The 16,720-nt window shown below is 33.4% G+C and carries 14 protein-coding genes; 8 read left to right on the top strand and 6 right to left on the bottom strand.

From position 1 onward, the window contains the following. The first annotated feature begins 6 nt into the window (after positions 1 to 6). Complete coding sequence (locus tag K8B81_RS12485) at positions 7 to 1,836, top strand: ABC transporter ATP-binding protein (RefSeq protein ID WP_223681903.1); 1,830 nt, start codon at positions 7 to 9, stop codon at positions 1,834 to 1,836. Between the two features lie 131 nt (positions 1,837 to 1,967). Continuing rightward, entirely contained in the window at positions 1,968 to 2,669 is a 702-nt protein-coding gene (locus tag K8B81_RS12480; RefSeq protein WP_223681901.1) for a hypothetical protein, read from the top strand. A 166-nt stretch (positions 2,670 to 2,835) separates the two neighbouring features. Here the strand turns inward: K8B81_RS12480 and K8B81_RS12475 are convergent, their stop codons facing one another. The 4 genes from K8B81_RS12475 to K8B81_RS12460 are packed head-to-tail and all read right to left on the bottom strand — an operon-like array spanning position 2,836 to position 8,394. Next, positions 2,836 to 3,555, bottom strand: coding sequence for a CREC-EF hand family protein (locus K8B81_RS12475; protein WP_223681899.1), 720 nt, complete (start codon positions 3,553 to 3,555; stop codon positions 2,836 to 2,838). Between the two features lie 30 nt (positions 3,556 to 3,585). Next, complete coding sequence (locus K8B81_RS12470) at positions 3,586 to 4,182, bottom strand: hypothetical protein (RefSeq protein ID WP_223681897.1); 597 nt, start codon at positions 4,180 to 4,182, stop codon at positions 3,586 to 3,588. A 40-nt stretch (positions 4,183 to 4,222) separates the two neighbouring features. Next, a complete protein-coding gene (locus K8B81_RS12465; RefSeq protein ID WP_223681895.1) occupies positions 4,223 to 6,688 on the bottom strand; it encodes a TonB-dependent receptor in 2,466 nt (821 codons plus the stop codon). Between the two features lie 11 nt (positions 6,689 to 6,699). Continuing rightward, positions 6,700 to 8,394 (bottom strand): M23 family metallopeptidase, encoded by a 1,695-nt coding sequence (locus tag K8B81_RS12460; RefSeq protein WP_223681894.1) that lies wholly within the window; start codon positions 8,392 to 8,394, stop codon positions 6,700 to 6,702. A 179-nt stretch (positions 8,395 to 8,573) separates the two neighbouring features. On the opposite strand from K8B81_RS12460, the gene K8B81_RS12455 reads away from it, so the two are divergent. From K8B81_RS12455 to rny, 3 genes are all read left to right on the top strand, one after another. Further along, positions 8,574 to 8,864 (top strand): hypothetical protein, encoded by a 291-nt coding sequence (locus K8B81_RS12455; RefSeq protein WP_163398981.1) that lies wholly within the window; start codon positions 8,574 to 8,576, stop codon positions 8,862 to 8,864. Positions 8,865 to 8,869: 5 nt separating this feature from the next. Then, positions 8,870 to 9,163, top strand: coding sequence for a cell division protein ZapA (locus K8B81_RS12450; protein WP_223681892.1), 294 nt, complete (start codon positions 8,870 to 8,872; stop codon positions 9,161 to 9,163). A gap of 207 nt (positions 9,164 to 9,370) precedes the next feature. After that, positions 9,371 to 10,930, top strand: coding sequence for a ribonuclease Y (rny, locus tag K8B81_RS12445; RefSeq protein ID WP_223681891.1), 1,560 nt, complete (start codon positions 9,371 to 9,373; stop codon positions 10,928 to 10,930). 89 nt (positions 10,931 to 11,019) lie between these two features. On the opposite strand, the gene xerD is transcribed toward rny, so the two are convergent. Continuing rightward, positions 11,020 to 11,916 (bottom strand): site-specific tyrosine recombinase XerD, encoded by an 897-nt coding sequence (xerD, locus tag K8B81_RS12440; protein ID WP_223681889.1) that lies wholly within the window; start codon positions 11,914 to 11,916, stop codon positions 11,020 to 11,022. Between the two features lie 80 nt (positions 11,917 to 11,996). Further along, on the bottom strand, positions 11,997 to 12,581 hold the full coding sequence (locus K8B81_RS12435) for an outer membrane beta-barrel protein (RefSeq protein ID WP_223681888.1): 585 nt from the start codon (positions 12,579 to 12,581) through the stop codon (positions 11,997 to 11,999). Between the two features lie 349 nt (positions 12,582 to 12,930). Between K8B81_RS12435 and K8B81_RS12430 the strand changes: the two genes are divergently transcribed. The 3 genes from K8B81_RS12430 (at position 12,931) to K8B81_RS12420 (ending at position 16,597) form a co-directional block, all read left to right on the top strand. Continuing rightward, on the top strand, positions 12,931 to 13,491 hold the full coding sequence (locus K8B81_RS12430; protein WP_223681887.1) for a porin family protein: 561 nt from the start codon (positions 12,931 to 12,933) through the stop codon (positions 13,489 to 13,491). A 132-nt stretch (positions 13,492 to 13,623) separates the two neighbouring features. Next, positions 13,624 to 14,037 carry a type II 3-dehydroquinate dehydratase gene (gene aroQ / locus K8B81_RS12425; RefSeq protein WP_223681885.1) on the top strand — a complete coding sequence of 138 codons (414 nt, stop codon included), beginning with the start codon at positions 13,624 to 13,626 and terminating at the stop codon, positions 14,035 to 14,037. A gap of 70 nt (positions 14,038 to 14,107) precedes the next feature. Further along, positions 14,108 to 16,597 carry a DUF5686 and carboxypeptidase regulatory-like domain-containing protein gene (locus tag K8B81_RS12420; RefSeq protein ID WP_223681883.1) on the top strand — a complete coding sequence of 830 codons (2,490 nt, stop codon included), beginning with the start codon at positions 14,108 to 14,110 and terminating at the stop codon, positions 16,595 to 16,597. Positions 16,598 to 16,720 lie beyond the last annotated feature (123 nt).

Raw genomic sequence — 16,720 nt, 5'->3', positions numbered from 1 at the left:
TAATAAATGAGTAATTTTAAAAAAATACTACCTTTTATATACCCCTATAAAAAATATGCCTATCTAAACATTTTTTTTAATGTTTTATATGCCCTTTTTAGTACCCTTTCGTTCATGGCATTAATTCCTATGATTCAGGTTTTATTTGACAAAACAAAAAGAAACACTGTCATGCCTACTTACGAAGGGATTTCACACATAAAAGAATATGGGGAAAACTACTTAAGCTATTATATCACAATGAATACTGACCAAAACAACCCCGGTTTTGTACTTTCTGTTATGGTAGCCATCATTATTTCTATTTTTTTATTAAAAAACCTGGCTGATTACCTGGCTATGTTTTTTGTTACTTATTTGCGAAATGGCGTATTGAAAGATATCCGCAATGCGATGTATGAAAAAACACTGGAATTGCCATTGGCTTTTTTTTCTGAAAAACGAAAAGGAGATGTTATTTCGAGAATTTCTGCAGACGTAAATGAGGTTCAGACTTCTTTTTTAGCCATATTGGAGCTTATTGTAAAAGAACCTTTAACCATTATTTTCACTATCATTGCTATGTTAATCATAAGCACTAAACTAACCTTATTTGTTTTTGTGTTCATTCCGGTTTCAGGATACATAATTTCATTAATTGGAAAACAGCTTAAAAAGAAATCCAGTAAAGCACAACAGGAACAAGGAACTTTTTTATCAACTATTGAAGAAACTATTGGAGGATTAAAAGTAGTAAAGGGATATAATGCTGAGAATTATTTCAATACTATGTTTAAAAATTCAACTGAACGATTTTTTAAATTATCAAACAGCATTGGACATCGCCAGAATTTAGCTTCTCCAGCGAGTGAATTTATGGGCATCATGGTTATTACTATTTTATTATGGTACGGAGGACAAATGGTTTTGATTGAAAAAACACTGGATGGTGCATCATTTATTGCTTATATGGGGCTTGCTTACAACATCCTTACCCCTGCAAAATCAATATCAAAAGCTTCTTATGCTGTAAAAAGAGGAAATGCTGCTGCTGATAGGGTATTAGAAATTTTAGAACAGGAAAATACAATTGCTTCCCAACCTAAAGCACTGGAAAAAACAAGTTTTGACCATAATATCAGTGTTCAAAACATCAATTTCAAATATGAAAATGAGACGGTTTTAAAAGACTTTTCACTTGAAATCAAAAAAGGTCAGACCGTTGCCCTTGTTGGACAATCAGGAAGCGGAAAGAGTACAATCGCAAACCTGCTGACCCGCTTTTATGATGTTAACGACGGATCTATTTCTATTGACGGGGTAAACATAAAAGAAATTAATCTCCAGTCCCTAAGAAGTTTAATGGGCTTGGTTACCCAGGACAGCATTTTATTTAATGATACTATCAAAGCTAATATTGCCTTAGGAAAATTAGATGCTACCGATGACGAAATCATTGAAGCTTTAAAAATAGCCAACGCTTTTGAATTCGTAAAAGAATTGCCTCTAGGAATTTACACCAACATTGGCGACAGCGGAAACAAATTATCCGGCGGGCAAAAGCAACGTTTGTCTATTGCACGTGCGGTACTAAAGAACCCGCCTATTATGATTCTGGATGAAGCAACATCAGCGCTGGATACCGAAAGCGAAAAATTTGTTCAGGTGGCACTTGAAAATATGATGCAGAACAGAACTTCAATTGTTATTGCTCACCGCCTCTCTACGATTCAAAAAGCTGACGTAATTGTTGTAATGCAAAAAGGTCGAATTGTAGAACAGGGAACCCATGAAGAATTAATTGCACATAACGGCACTTATAACAAACTGGTAACGATGCAGTCTTTTGAATCTTAAGATACAACTCTCGACTACCTCATAATTTACACAGATTAAGGAAACATTAAAACTGATTTTAACTTCCTTAATCTGTTTTTATTTTTATAACTTTAGGTTCGTTAAAGAATAAATCATTTAATGCGCTCAAAATGTATCTTAACAACCCAAACATAAAACTGCCCGACGATCCTGATACTGTTGTGTGGAAATATCTCGATTTATCTAAATTTCTTGATTTACTACTTTCAAAAAAACTATTCATGTCACGATCTGACAAATTTGAGGATCAGTATGAAGGTACTTTTAGTGAACCAACATATGAAGAAATTAAAAAACTCGCGATTGACAATCCTGAATTTTTAAATTATTACAAAACGCACCGGGAAAAGGTAGCTGTCAGCAGCTGGCATATCAACGAGTATGAATCATTTGCAATGTGGCAGATTTTCACACAAAACAGTGAAGGATTAGCTATTCAGTCCACAATTGGAAGATTACAGAAAGCAGTAAATCCGGAGCAAAATTTTGATCAGTATATTGGTGAGGTAAATTATATCGACTACAAAAAAGAATACATTCCGTTTGACGATTCTTTTTTTCCTTTTTTGTTTAAAAGAAAAAGCTTTCAGTACGAACGGGAAGTCCGCATTATTACTGACACTTCACAAAGCAATTTAAAACTGAATGAAGGATTAAAAATAAACGTAGATGTTAATCAACTAATAGAAAAGATCTACATTCATCCCAAATCAGAAAACTGGTATAAAAAACTGGTAATTGAATTGGTAGATCGTTTAGGATTTGGATTAGAAATAGAAAAATCAGATCTGGAAAGTGATATTTTGATATAAAGCTTCTGAGGTTCTGAGGCGCTAAGATTCTAAGGTTTTTCAATCTTTGTGCTTAAAAAATAACCCTGCTGAAAATTATATTTCAGCAGGGTTTCATATTATAATATTCAAGGAATCCTTATTATTAAAAGCTAAAAAAACTTAGCAACTTAGAAGCTTAATACCTTTAAATAGGTTTATAATTTTTAACTTCCCAGTTTTTCAAAGCCAAATCGATGTAATTATAATGCAAAACATCATTTTTATCAAACTGACCATTTTGATTGGTGTCTTGAATTGTCCTGAAATACAGACGATTTTTTGATTCAACAATATTCCAGTCTACGAGTTCCTCTAAATCTGTAGAAACTTTGGTAAAGTTTTCTCCGCTAATATCGCTCAGATAAAGGGTTTTGATATCTCCGGTATCTATTTTACCATCTTTATTCGTATCCGAATCTGTAAGCGTATAAACCATAATTTTATTTTGTGTTTTATCAGCAATTGTTTTTAAATATGTCGCTGTTAAAATTAAAATTGGTTTATCAGATAGCGGCCGGATAGAATCTGAATCTGTTTTTTGGAATTTCAAATTTTGCAAATAACCTGTAATTTCATACTCTCCCAGATTAGAAATAGTAAAACTTACATCATTTACAGTTGATGATCCGTAACGTGCTTTTGATCCTTTTTCGAATACACGTAAATCTCCAACCGGATGAATTAAATAATCTGTTCCTTCCATCTGAATTGGCAAATCTGCCACTTCAATTTGTGTAGAATCTGTCTTACTAACGCTTACTTTGTTTGAAACATCGTAACTCACTTTTGGCTTTTGAACTTCCTCACGGCAACTGATAAATGTTGCTGCAATTGCTAAGGCTGTATATTTAAGGTACTTTTTCATCTGCAAAATTATATTCGATTATCAAATATACTATTTTTGATTGTAATTTTGGTTTTTATTGAATTTTACTAGTGCGAAGATATTTAAAAGTATAATTCCGAAATAGCTCAGCAAAATTATCCAGTATTTTTTATAAAGCGATATAGTATATTGAAATTGCCTTTTTCTCTCCATTTCCAAAAAATATGATTTATTAGCCTCGTAATATCCGCAACTAAAATATTTTATTGGTTTCAGATTACTGGGTTTTTGCTTTGGCTTTGGACTTGCCAAAACATAAATATCATCTTTATAATGTGCCCATAGAACCGCTTCTTCTTCAACTATAATATTAATAACGCTAATAAATGCATTATAATCTGAAGTTGAATCAAAATGTATTTTAGCCCCATTAATTGTATCATATTTCTTTAAAACATCCCTAACAAAAAATCTTAACTCCTTTAATTCTTTAAAATTATCTTTTTTAAATTTAAAAGTTTTATATTTTCTTAAACTTTCAATCTTATAGTTTTCAAATTCTTTTTTAGTGGAAACCGAAATAGCCAAACAGCTATCAACTTTAAAAGAGTCTGTTTTAAAAAAATAAATGACACTTATTAACGGAATCAAAACCAAAGAAATCATTCCCGGAACGTAAAAAATCTTTTTTTTTCACGTTTTTCGATTATAACCTCGCATTCAGTTTTATATTAAAAACCCTTGAAGTCATATAATTTGGAATGGCATATTGATTTTTAGAATATGCATCACGTACCCAGGTATTGGTTATGGCATTCTGATTATTGAAAAGGTTGAATATTTCTACCCCTAATGCTAACTCTTTAAAATTCTTCAACCAACGGGTTTTGGATATGTTATTATGATCAATAAAAACTTTTGAAAAACCAACATCTGCCCTTCTGTAATCGTTCAGCCTGTTCTGATACACATAAGGATCTGAATATGATGGTGAACCTCCCGGTAAACCGGTATTATAAACTAAATTAAGATACAATTTAATACTTGGGATATTTGGCATATAATCCTGAAAAAGCATTGCAAATTTCAGCCTTTGATCAGTGGGCCTGGCTATAAAACCTTTATCTTCATAATTTTCTTCCGTTTTAAGATAACCAAAACTTATCCAGGATTCCGTTCCCGGAACAAACTCCCCGTTCAACCTGAAATCAAGCCCCTGAGCATATGCTTTAGCATTATTATCTGCCACATAGCGAATTCGTACATTGTCAATCGAATAGGTATTTACATCTGAAAGCGATTTATAATACACTTCTGTAACCCACTTAAAAGGCCTGTTCCACATTTTAAAATTATAATCGTTACTCAAAACGACATGAACTGACTGCTGGGCTTTCACGTTTGGATTAACTTCTCCGTTAAAATCCCGAAGTTCACGGTAAAATGGCGGCTGATGATACAAACCTCCGGAAAGCCTGAAAATCATATCCTTGTTCCAGTCCGGTTTTAAGGCAAATTGCACACGTGGACTAAAAACAGTCTGATTTTTACCTTCTACAGCTGCTCCTGAAACCTGCCAGCTTTGAAAACGGGCCCCAACTGTATACCAGAATTGACTGGATCCCAAATCAGTCTTGTTACTCCATTGTGCATAACCTGAAAATCTGTTTATATCATTAAAATTGACAGCAAGAATATTTTGGTATGGCAAAAGCGGCCCGGCGTAGGGTTCATACGGCTGGTTGTTTTTAGGAAAATTTAAATTAGGCCGATTTATCGAAAATCCTGCCGAATCAATCACTTCCCACTCCACTACTCTGTCACGTATTGATTCTCTTGTAAATTTCAATCCAAATTCTAACTGGTTATTATCTTTCCAGTCTTTAAAACCTTTAAATTCGATGTTAGCGATCAAAGCGTCCAGATCATTTCGGGCGTGATTGAGCTGGGTGCCGATTCCTCTTGTAAAATCGACATCATCAGAATTTATATTTCCGTTTTCATCAATATTTCCCAATCGGTATTGTGCCAAAATATCAAAATGTTCCTTTTCAATAGTGTGAAATAGAGATCCGATTAATTTAAAAGTAAGGGTTGGCGAAGCTTTATAAGTTGTTTTTATGGCTCCAAAATAAGTATCGTACTGATCCCTTTCCTGACCTTGATAAAAAACGGCCAGTGCCATTGGCTGATCAATAGTTCCAAATTTTGTTTCGCGCGTTAAGGGCTGATATAAATACTTATTTTGCGAAATATTTCCCAAAAAACTTAGCTGCCATTTTTGAGAGACATCATAATTAATATTGGTCTGAATATCTGCAAATGTTGGCGTATAGTTTGTCTGGGTATCCTGGCTGTTAACCAACAGGCTATTGTTGCGATAACGTACACCAGTAACTGCAGACCATTTTTTATTTTTTGAAACCGCATCAACAGAAATGCTTCCACCGAGAAAACTCGCTTCGACTGATGCTCCAAACTGAATTGGTTTTCTATAAGTTATATCTAAAACAGAAGATAATTTATCTCCAAATTTAGCCTGAAAACCTCCAGCTGAAAAATCTACGTTTTGTACCAAATCTGTATTTGTAAAGCTCAATCCTTCCTGCTGACCAGACCGAATTAAAAAAGGGCGATAGACTTCTATTTCGTTTACATAAACCAGGTTTTCATCATAATTACCTCCACGAACAGCATATTGTGTACTCAGTTCATTGTTTGAGTTTACACCGGGTAATGTTTTCAGTATATTTTCGATTCCTGCATTTGTGCCTGGAACTTTTTTTATCGTAGCAGGATCAATGACTGTAATACCCTGGACACGTTTTTTATTTTTCGAAGACACAAAAACTTCTCCCATTTGCTCTTCGGAGTTATTCATAACGGGGTTAAAAACAAATGTTTCGTAAGGTTTTAAGTTTACCGTTAACGTCACCATTTTCAAAGAAATATGTGTAAAAACCAGAACTACCTTTTTATTTGAAGGCACAAAAATATCAAAATGACCTTTAGCATTCGATTTTGCAGCTTTATCTCCTGAAGTAATATTTACATCTGCAACCGGATGGCTCTCAGTGTCTAAAATAATCCCCTTTACACGTGCACTTTGAGCAGATGAATTAAAACCAATCCACAAAAAAAGGAAAACAATTATTAATTTAAAATTATTCAAACGCTTAGATTTTACTTTTGTTGACTTCTAAAAAAGTGAGCTTCAAAGATAGCAGAATTCCCTACATTATCAACTACTTCAATTTTTAAATCGTTACCCCCTTCAGCCACTATATTATCATCAAAACGATGAATTATTTTTTTTGTTTTATTGTCATATTCAAATAAAATCCAATTACCATTTAAATATCCATTATAAGATTTAATCCCGGATAAATTATCGCTAATTACAAACTGAATAGTTTTAACATCACTAATCCATTTATCCTGAATAGGTTTTGCAATTTGTATTACTGGCGCAATTGTATCTAAAACCAAAGCATACTGCCCCAGTATTTTTGATTTCGCAGTAAAAACATCATTTTTTCTGGTAGTAGCATTATAACTTTTACTGTTACCGCTTATTCTTGCAATAAAAAGTTTATCCCTTAAAGCTTCAGAATACGTACTGTCCTTTATAGTAACAGTAAAATTTGAATGTACCGGAACAACATCTTCGTGAATATAAATCCGATTGTTTTTTACATCAAAATTCAAATTAAAATCTTCATAAAAAGTTCCGGCAGGAAAAAAAACAGACATATTATCTTTTTCAAAATTTGAGTCTTTATTGTATTGGATGCGATATTTTGATGTGATGGGCTCTTCATCTACAACCGGTACTTCTGAATCATATTCGACTGGAACAGTAACTGAATTCATGTTACCAAAATAATCAGAAACCTCAATTTTGTAAGTTGAAGCCAGATTAGGTTCAACCGGAATAATTCCACGAAGCGAATCTGTTTTTATAATACTGAGTGCAAAAGGCGTTTTCATAAATAACTTTTGCACACGCTGACCCGTTCTTTTATATCTTGGGTAATCGATAAAGGCATTAATAAAACGCATCTCATCGAAAGAATAAGTATTAAACTGATAATTGTATTTCGGATCTCCGTTTAAAAAACCTGTCACATTAAAAACTCCATTTCTGTTTTTTGAGACATCATCAAAATCGACAGCATTAATTCCGAAACCAATTTTCCCATTAGCTTTTACTTTACCGGCCAGATATGTCCCGTCTTTTTGAAGTGAAAGATTCAACAATAAAGGCTGTTTAGACTGATTTACCGTTACATTGTCCATTGGATAAACAAATACACTTGAAATAGTTGGTTTTTTATTATCTGCTATATGCTGATCAAATCCAAAAAACATAGGATTTATTACAAATTCTGTTTTGGTATCCCGAAACTCAAAATGCAGATGCGGCCCTTCAGAAGAACCTGTATTCCCTGAAAGTGCAATTATTTGACCTTTGGTAACCGGGAGTTCATCCGGTTTCGGAAACATTTCAATTTCAAATGACTTTTCATTATAATGCGTTTTATGTATATATTCCTGAATTGGCCCTACTGCTGTCTGTAAATGCCCGTAAACCGTTGTAAATCCGTTTGGATGCGTGATATAAATACACTTTCCATTTCCAAAAGTCGAAATTTTTATTCTGGATACATATCCATCTGCCACAGCATATACATTTAAGCCTTCTCTTTGATTGGTTTTTAAATCGAATCCCGCATGGAAATGATTGGGCCTTAATTCTCCAAAATTACCCGATAGCTGCATCGGAATATCAAGTGGCGGGCGAAAATAATCCTTAGGATATTGAACCTGTGCAAAAACAAAACTGTAAAAAAATAAAAAAAACGCTGAAAATTTCATAGATAACATTTTTGCTAAGATAAAAATTAAGGAGGGAAAAACCGAAGGATAACCCCCAAAAATACAAATCACTGAATTTCATGAATTTGATTATTTTTAATGCAAAAAATTCGATAAAAAATTGCATTAATAAAAAGGAATATTAACTTTGTAGGATTAAGTAATGAATAGGATGTACAATGAGTGTAATTGCTGAAATAATTGATACTCTTGAATATAAAGTTGAAAAGCTTTTTGCAAAATCAAAAGCTTTAGAAAAAAACAATCAGGATCTTCGATTAGAATTAAACAAAGCAGCGCAAATTATCCAGAAACAGTCTGAAGAAATTGAAGCTTTGAAGAAGCAATATGAAACACTTAAGATAGCCAATTCGTTGCTCGGCAGCGACAATAACAAGAGAGAGACAAAGCTTAAAATAAATTCATTAATTCGCGAAATTGATTACTGTATTGCACAACTATCAGACTAGTAAATATGGACGGAAAGCTTAAAATTAAAGTATCAGTTGCAGACCGGGTTTATCCGTTAACGGTTGAGCCTGCCCAGGAAGAAGGACTTAGAAGTGCTTCCAGAAAAATTGATGCGATGATTAAGCAATTCGAAGAAAATTACGCAGTTCGCGACAAACAAGATGTATTGGCTATGTGTGCCCTGCAATTTGCATCACAAGTAGAACAAAAACAAATTGATAATACTAACGATGCGCTTGAAACCATCGAAAGAATTAAAAAATTAAATTTGCTATTAGATCAATATCTCGAAAATTAACGTTCTTTACATAAACTAAGATACTGCCTACATTAGTTCACAATTGGTAAACTCAACACTAACAAATTAGAATGAGCAAATCGTCGCTACTATAGTATGCCATGCTTCGGCTTGGAAACTTGAACAGTGAGTTAGCTCAAAACTTGTCTTTACGAGTTTATTCAAGCAATTAATGTAGGCTTTTTTTATATAAAACCTTTAACAAACATGGACACTATAACGATCATTATTGGTATTGTAGGTATTGCAGCAGGTTTTGCAATAGCTAAAATTATCGAGAAAAGTAATATTTCTAACCTAATCAAAAATGCTAAAAAAGAAGCAGCTTCAATTTTAAAAGATGCCAATTTAGAGGCAGAAAACATTAAAAAAGACAAAATTCTTCAGGCAAAAGAAAAATTTATTGAATTAAAAGCAGAACACGAGCAAGTAATTTTAGCACGTGACAAAAAAGTTGCCGAAGTTGAAAAAAGAGTTCGCGATAAAGAGTCACAAGTTTCAAATGAATTATCTAAAGCTAAAAAAGTAAACGACGATTTCGAAGCAAAAACTCAGGAGTACAACAACAAAATTGAGCTTCTAGACAAAAAACAGGCTGAAGTTGAAAAACTACACAAAAGTCAGTTACAGCAACTGGAAGTGATTTCAGGACTTTCTGCTGAAGAAGCAAAAGAACAATTAGTAGAAGGATTAAAAGCTGAAGCTAAAAGTAAAGCTATGTCTCACATTCAGGAAACTATTGAAGAGGCAAAACTTACAGCTCAGCAAGAAGCTAAAAAAATCATCATTAACACGATTCAGCGTGTTGGAACTGAAGAAGCGGTAGAGAATTGTGTATCTGTATTCAATATTGAATCTGATGATGTTAAAGGTAGAATTATCGGTCGTGAAGGCCGTAATATTAGAGCCTTGGAAGCTGCTACAGGAGTAGAAATCATTGTTGACGATACACCAGAAGCTATTATCCTATCGTGCTTCGACCCAGTGCGTAGAGAGATTGCACGTTTGTCATTACACAAACTGGTAACTGACGGACGTATTCACCCGGCAAGAATTGAAGAAGTTGTCGCTAAAACAGCCAAACAAATTGATGACGAAATTATCGAAGTAGGGAAACGTACGGTTATAGACTTAGGAATTCACGGATTACACCCTGAATTAATTAAAGTCGTGGGAAGAATGAAATACCGCTCTTCTTACGGACAAAACTTATTACAACACTCCAGAGAAGTTTCTAAACTTTGTGGTATCATGGCAGCCGAATTAGGCTTAAACGTAAAACTAGCCAAAAGAGCCGGTTTGCTTCATGACATCGGTAAAGTTCCGGATACTGAAAGCGATTTACCTCACGCTTTATTAGGTATGCAATGGGCTGAGAAATATGGTGAAAAAGAAGAAGTTTGCAACGCCATTGGAGCTCACCACGACGAGATCGAAATGAAATCTTTATTATCACCAATTATTCAGGTTTGTGATGCGATTTCAGGAGCCAGACCAGGCGCAAGACGTCAGGTTTTGGATTCTTACATCCAACGTCTGAAAGATCTTGAAGATGTAGCTTACGGATTCAGCGGTGTTAAAAACGCTTATGCAATCCAGGCGGGTAGAGAACTTCGTGTGATTGTAGAAAGCGAGAAAGTTTCTGATGACAATGCGGCAAATCTTTCTTTCGAAATTTCACAAAAAATCCAAACTGAAATGACTTATCCGGGTCAGGTAAAAGTGACCGTTATTCGTGAAACCAGAGCAGTAAATATTGCTAAATAAATTCACAAAAATATTTTCGTAAAAAAACTTCTCAGCAACGGGAAGTTTTTTTATTTCCTATTTCAAACTGAACCTCAAAATAGGATAAATTATCTTCTGGGATGAAAAGTATGCATTACTTCTTTCAAAAAACTTCTGTCTAAATGAACATAGATTTCTGTGGTAGTTATAGATTCGTGACCAAGCATTAATTGTATCGAACGCAAATCAGCTCCATTTTCAAGTAAATGCGTAGCAAATGAATGCCTCAAAGTATGTGGACTGATATTTTTATTTAAACCCGTTTTTACCGCCAAATCTTTTATAATGGTGAAAATCATAGCCCGGGTTAACTGACTGCCTCTACGGTTTAAAAACAAGGTATCCTCATAGCCTTTTTTGATATTCAAATGACTCCTTATTTCTTTTTGATAAATCGTGATATACTTTTGCGTTAAATCGCCAATTGGAACAAAACGTTCTTTATTGCCCTTTCCTGTAATTTTAATAAATCCTTCTTCAAAAAAGAGGTCTGAAATTTTTAAAGAAATTAATTCAGAAACACGAAGCCCGCAGCCGTACAAAGTTTCAAGCATTGCCCTGTTCCTTTCCCCTTCATTTGAACTTAAATCTATCGCAGCTATCAATTTATCAATTTCTTCTACTGATAGCGTATCCGGAAGCTTACGCCCTGTTTTTGGCGTTTCAATCAACTCCATGGGATTATCATTGCGGTAATCCTCAAAAACCAAATAATTAAAAAAGCTTTTTAAGCCCGAAATAATCCTGGCCTGCGAACGTGGATTCACTTCTTTTGAAACCGAATAAATAAACTGCTGCACTGTTTCATCTGAAATTTTTATTGGAGAAACGTCTATTTTACCTTCTTCTAAAAAAAGATAGAGCCGTTCAATATCAAAACTATAATTTTCAATTGTGTTTTTGGACAAACCACGCTCAATCCTTAAATATGACTGATAATCTTTTATGTACGTTTTCCAATTCATATTCGCAAAGTAACGTATTTTTCGGGCATAAAAAAACCTTCCGGACTAGGGAAGGTTTTAAATATAAGCTTAATTACAAATTAGAATTTGTAAACAACACCTAAGTTGATTGAATCAAGATTAGCTCCTAAACCAAAAGTATTAGTTTTGTCTACTCCATCTCCACCATTATCGTTTGAAGTAAAGCCTAATCCGGCCCATGTAGCCTCAATAGCGAAATTGCTAGATACGAAATAGCTTAAACCTAATCCTAAGTTTGCACCAATTTCATTAGCTTTAGCATCAGCTAATTTATCATCAACACTACTGTAGTCAACTCCTAATTCACCAAATAAAGAGAAATCAGAAGATGGTGTAAAATAGTATCTACCGAAAGCACCAACTGATAATCTTGCCTCGTCTCTAGTATCTGTAACTGCATTTTCAGCTTTGTCAGATCTGTATCCTAATCTACCACCGATAGCAATATTATCAGTAACAAAGAAACCAACTTTTGGAGCAATTTCAAATCCAGATTCTTTAACATCTCCTTCTTTTTCAGAATTAATTCCAACTGATCCAGAAATAAAAACATTACCTTTAGAAAATCCTTTTCCTGTAGAATCTTGTGCATTAGCAAATCCAAAAGCTAAAACAGCAACCATTGATAAAACAATTTTTTTCATTTTTTTTTAAATTAATTAAGTTAATTATGGGGCAAATCTATATCATTTGACACTAACGAACCAAACATTATTCTAAAAAAAACACTTCAATATGTTATAAAAATTCCTATTAAAACAAACAAAAAACTAACTATCAAATAATTACATTTTTTAAAATCACTAAAAATAGTGAGAAAAAAAAGCTATTAATTGTTAGTAAAATTCTTTCATTTACACAATTAATTACCGTAGAAGATTATAATGCTAAATGAAAAAATGGAAATATTGAAACTAAATACAGCAATAATTATAAATATCCTGAGTTTTTATTACTGTTACTTTGTATATCTAAAATCTTAAAATTAACATTATGAAAAAAGTACTTTTAGCAGTCATTTTGTTTTTTGGAACAGCTGCATCCATTCAGGCACAGTTATTAAAAATAGGAGTTAAAGCAGGGGTTAACTTTGCAAATCAGACAGGGGATGCAAGTTTTGAAGGTATTGAATTTGATAAAGACGGAATCACAAGTTACCATGCTGGTTTAGTTGCCGAAATTAAATTGTTAGACAGATTTGCTGTTCAGCCAGAGCTTTTGTATTCTACTCAGGGAGCTTCTTATAAAAATGCAGGGCAAGAATTTAAAAATGAATTAGGTTATTTATCTATTCCTGTAATGGCTAAGTTTTATTTGAGTGATTCATTCAGCCTTGAAGTTGGTCCACAGGCTTCTTTCTTATTAAGTGAAAGGAATGATTTCGATATCGAAAATGGTGAAACTTTTGAATTCGGTGTAAATGCCGGACTAGGATTCAAAATAACTGAAAACTTTTTCATTCAGGGTCGCTATGGTTTAGGATTAACTGAAGCTTCAAAAAATGCAGATGTTAAAAATTCAACAGTACAACTGTCTGCTGGATTTATGTTCTAAAATAATATCACATACTTTTATAAAAACCGTTCTGTTAATTAGGGCGGTTTTTTTATTTTTACAAACTGCGTGAGAGGGTTTCCGTAAAATGTAAAATGGATTCAAGCCACCTTAAATTAAATCAAATTATTTATGAAAATTGCTATAATCAACGGTCCAAATTTAAATCTGTTAGGAAAACGTGAACCTGAAGTTTACGGAAGCCAGACATTTGAAGATTATTTTGAAACACTGAAACAAAAATTCCCCAATATTGAACTTTCGTATTACCAAAGTAATATTGAAGGCGAACTGATTGGAAAAATTCAGGAAGTGGGCTTTACATTTGATGGAATTATTTTAAATGCAGGGGCTTATACACATACATCAATTGGCCTGGGCGATGCGATGAAAGCGATAACCACTCCTGTTATTGAAGTCCATATTTCTAATACTTATGCAAGAGAAAGTTTCAGGCATCAATCGTATTTATCCGGAAATGCAAAAGGGGTTATTTTGGGTTTCGGATTAAAAAGTTACGAACTTGCTATTCAGTCATTCCTGTAAGGAGTTATTTAACAAATAATTAATAAGCTCATTTTCGACTTATTTTATTTTTGTAAGAGAAACTTTTTACATGAAAAATTATACTTTAATTTCCTTCTTATTTTTTTCGATTTCCAATTTCGCACAGATAAAAGGAACCATAACCGATGACAAAGGGAATCCTCTCCCCTTTGTTTCTGTTTTTGAAGAGAATACGTATTTCGGAACGACATCAAACGAGCAGGGAAACTATCAATTAACCGTAAAAGAACCTGGCAAAAACAAAATCATTTTTCAGTATCTGGGCTACAAAACCCAAAAGCTTTCTGTGGCTTCAGATTCAAAAACTGTAATTCTGGATGTAAAAATGGCTGAAGAAAGTTTTACTTTGAATGAAGTCATTATTGATCCAAAAAACAATCCTGCAAACGCAATTATTAAAAGTGCTATTGCCCATAAAAAGGAAAACTCAGAAAAAACTTCGAGATATACAGCCGACTTTTATTCGAAAGGAATGTTTAAAGTAAAAGATCTTCCTAAAAAAATCCTTGGGCAAAAAGTCGATCTTGGCGAAGACATGGCCTCTAATTTAGATTCAACAGGGACAGGCATTTTATATCTCTCTGAAACCATTTCTAAAGTCACTTTTGAAAAACCTGAGAAATTAAAAGAGAAAATTATTGCCTCAAAAATTTCAGGAAACAACAGAGGATACAGTTATAACACAGCTGCTTTATCAACTTATGATTTCTACGACAACACTTTAGATTTTGACGTAAAACTCATTTCGCCTATTGCAGATAATGCTTTCAGTTATTACAAATACAACCTTGAAAGCACTTTTTATGACAACAATAATCACCAGATTAACAAAATCAAAGTAATCCCTAAACGTGATAAAGAACCTGTATTTGAGGGATACATTTATATCGTTGACGATAGTTTTGCCATTTATGCCATAGATTTGGAAATTAAAGGCTATCGAATGAAAAATGAATTTACCGAAGTAATGAGTTTAAAACAGAGCTTCGGTTATAATGCCGCCCATAAAATCTGGGCAAAAAATGCGCAGACACTTTCCTTTAATGCAGGCTTTTTTGGAACCAAATTCTCCGGAAAATTCAATTACGTTTATTCCAATTATGAGTTCCCGGATTCTTTTCAAAAGAAAACTTTCGGAAATGAAATTGTAGCTTTTGATGCCAATGCCAACAAAAAAGATGATGCTTTTTGGAATGAAATACGTCCGATTCCTCTGACCATAGAAGAGAGTACTGATTATATCAAAAAAGATAGCTTACTTACAATTCGTAAATCCAGGAAATACACTGATTCAATTGATGCCAAAAACAACAAATTCAAAATTTGGGACATTTTAACGGGTTATGATTACAAAAACACATTCAAAAAATATTCGTTTAATTATAAAGGGCTGCTGAATATTGCGTCTTTAAGTTTCAATACTGTTCAGGGCTTTAATTTTGATTCTGGCTTTTCTTTCAGAAAATGGAACGAAGAAGAAGGAAAAAGCACCTCGATAAGCACAACATTTAATTACGGTTTTTCAGATGAGCGTTTTCGGGTTACAGGAGAATTCAGCCATCGTTTCAACGCTATTAATTATGCCACAATTTGGGGTTCGGGAGGTGTAAAAACAATGCAGTTTAATAATTCTCTACCCATCACTAAACTTATCAATTCCATAAGTTCTTTATTCTTTAAAGACAATTATATGAAATTGTACAATTTAGAATTTGCACAAATCAATTATGGCCAGGATATTGCGAACGGAGTTAATGTGACAGGGCAAATTGGCTACGAACAGCGAAAGCCATTGTTCAACACTACTGATTATTCTTTTTTCAAAAAAGATGATTTTTATAGCTCCAATAATCCTTTAGCACCAAATGATTACACAACACCTGCTTTTGAGACCCATCATTTATTTAAAACACTTATCACAACCAGAATTAATTTCGGAAATAAATACATTTCAAGACCAGACGGAAGGTATAATTTCAAAAATGACAAGTATCCAACAGTTTATTTAGCATTTGAAAAAGCCTTCGCTGCGAACGATAAAAAATATGAATTTGAAAGAATCGGCGCCTCTGTTCAATATGATTTGACATTGGGAAATAAAGGAGTTCTGGGAACAAATTTCAGGGCCGGAAAATTCTTCAATGCTGAAAACATTTCTTTTATAGATTACAGGCATTTTAACGGAAACCAGACTCATATCGGCACGACAGACCGCTATTTGAATGTTTTCAATCTGATGCCTTACTATTCAAACAGTACAAACATCCGTTATTTTGAAATGCATCTGGAACACAATGACATGGGATTTGTAACCAATAAAATTCCTCTGATCAATCTCTTAAAATCAACAATGAATATCGGATTTCACTCTTTGGCAATTCCGGATAGAAAGCCGTATTCTGAGTTTACCATTGGTTTAGATAATCTGGGATTTGGAAAATTTAAATTATTCAGGATTGATTATATACATTCTTATCAGGGCGGTGTTCAGCAAAATGGCGTTGTATTTGGGTTGAAAATTTTGAATGTGTTGAATTAAATTAGACGTTATATCCTCAATATTGTCATTTCGACGAAGGAGAAATCACTGAGGGAGAGAAATTTTAAATTATTAATTATTTATCATCCTTATTTTTTTCATCTCTTAGCAACAAAATCAACT

The organism is Flavobacterium hibisci, assembly GCF_020026925.1.
GTDB classification, from domain to species: domain Bacteria; phylum Bacteroidota; class Bacteroidia; order Flavobacteriales; family Flavobacteriaceae; genus Flavobacterium; species Flavobacterium hibisci.
Note: the sequence above shows the minus strand (reverse complement) of the source record. Positions and strands in the feature narration are given on the sequence as shown.

Coding starts and splice junctions, on each gene's coding strand:
- K8B81_RS12485 (WP_223681903.1), top strand. CDS start 7: ATGAGTAATTTTAAAAAAATACTACCTTTTATATACCCCTATAAAAAA.
- K8B81_RS12480 (WP_223681901.1), top strand. CDS start 1,968: ATGTATCTTAACAACCCAAACATAAAACTGCCCGACGATCCTGATACT.
- K8B81_RS12475 (WP_223681899.1), bottom strand. CDS start 3,555: ATGAAAAAGTACCTTAAATATACAGCCTTAGCAATTGCAGCAACATTT.
- K8B81_RS12470 (WP_223681897.1), bottom strand. CDS start 4,182: ATGATTTCTTTGGTTTTGATTCCGTTAATAAGTGTCATTTATTTTTTT.
- K8B81_RS12460 (WP_223681894.1), bottom strand. CDS start 8,394: ATGAAATTTTCAGCGTTTTTTTTATTTTTTTACAGTTTTGTTTTTGCA.
- K8B81_RS12455 (WP_163398981.1), top strand. CDS start 8,574: ATGAGTGTAATTGCTGAAATAATTGATACTCTTGAATATAAAGTTGAA.
- K8B81_RS12450 (WP_223681892.1), top strand. CDS start 8,870: ATGGACGGAAAGCTTAAAATTAAAGTATCAGTTGCAGACCGGGTTTAT.
- rny (WP_223681891.1), top strand. CDS start 9,371: ATGGACACTATAACGATCATTATTGGTATTGTAGGTATTGCAGCAGGT.
- xerD (WP_223681889.1), bottom strand. CDS start 11,916: ATGAATTGGAAAACGTACATAAAAGATTATCAGTCATATTTAAGGATT.
- K8B81_RS12435 (WP_223681888.1), bottom strand. CDS start 12,581: ATGAAAAAAATTGTTTTATCAATGGTTGCTGTTTTAGCTTTTGGATTT.
- K8B81_RS12430 (WP_223681887.1), top strand. CDS start 12,931: ATGAAAAAAGTACTTTTAGCAGTCATTTTGTTTTTTGGAACAGCTGCA.
- aroQ (WP_223681885.1), top strand. CDS start 13,624: ATGAAAATTGCTATAATCAACGGTCCAAATTTAAATCTGTTAGGAAAA.
- K8B81_RS12420 (WP_223681883.1), top strand. CDS start 14,108: ATGAAAAATTATACTTTAATTTCCTTCTTATTTTTTTCGATTTCCAAT.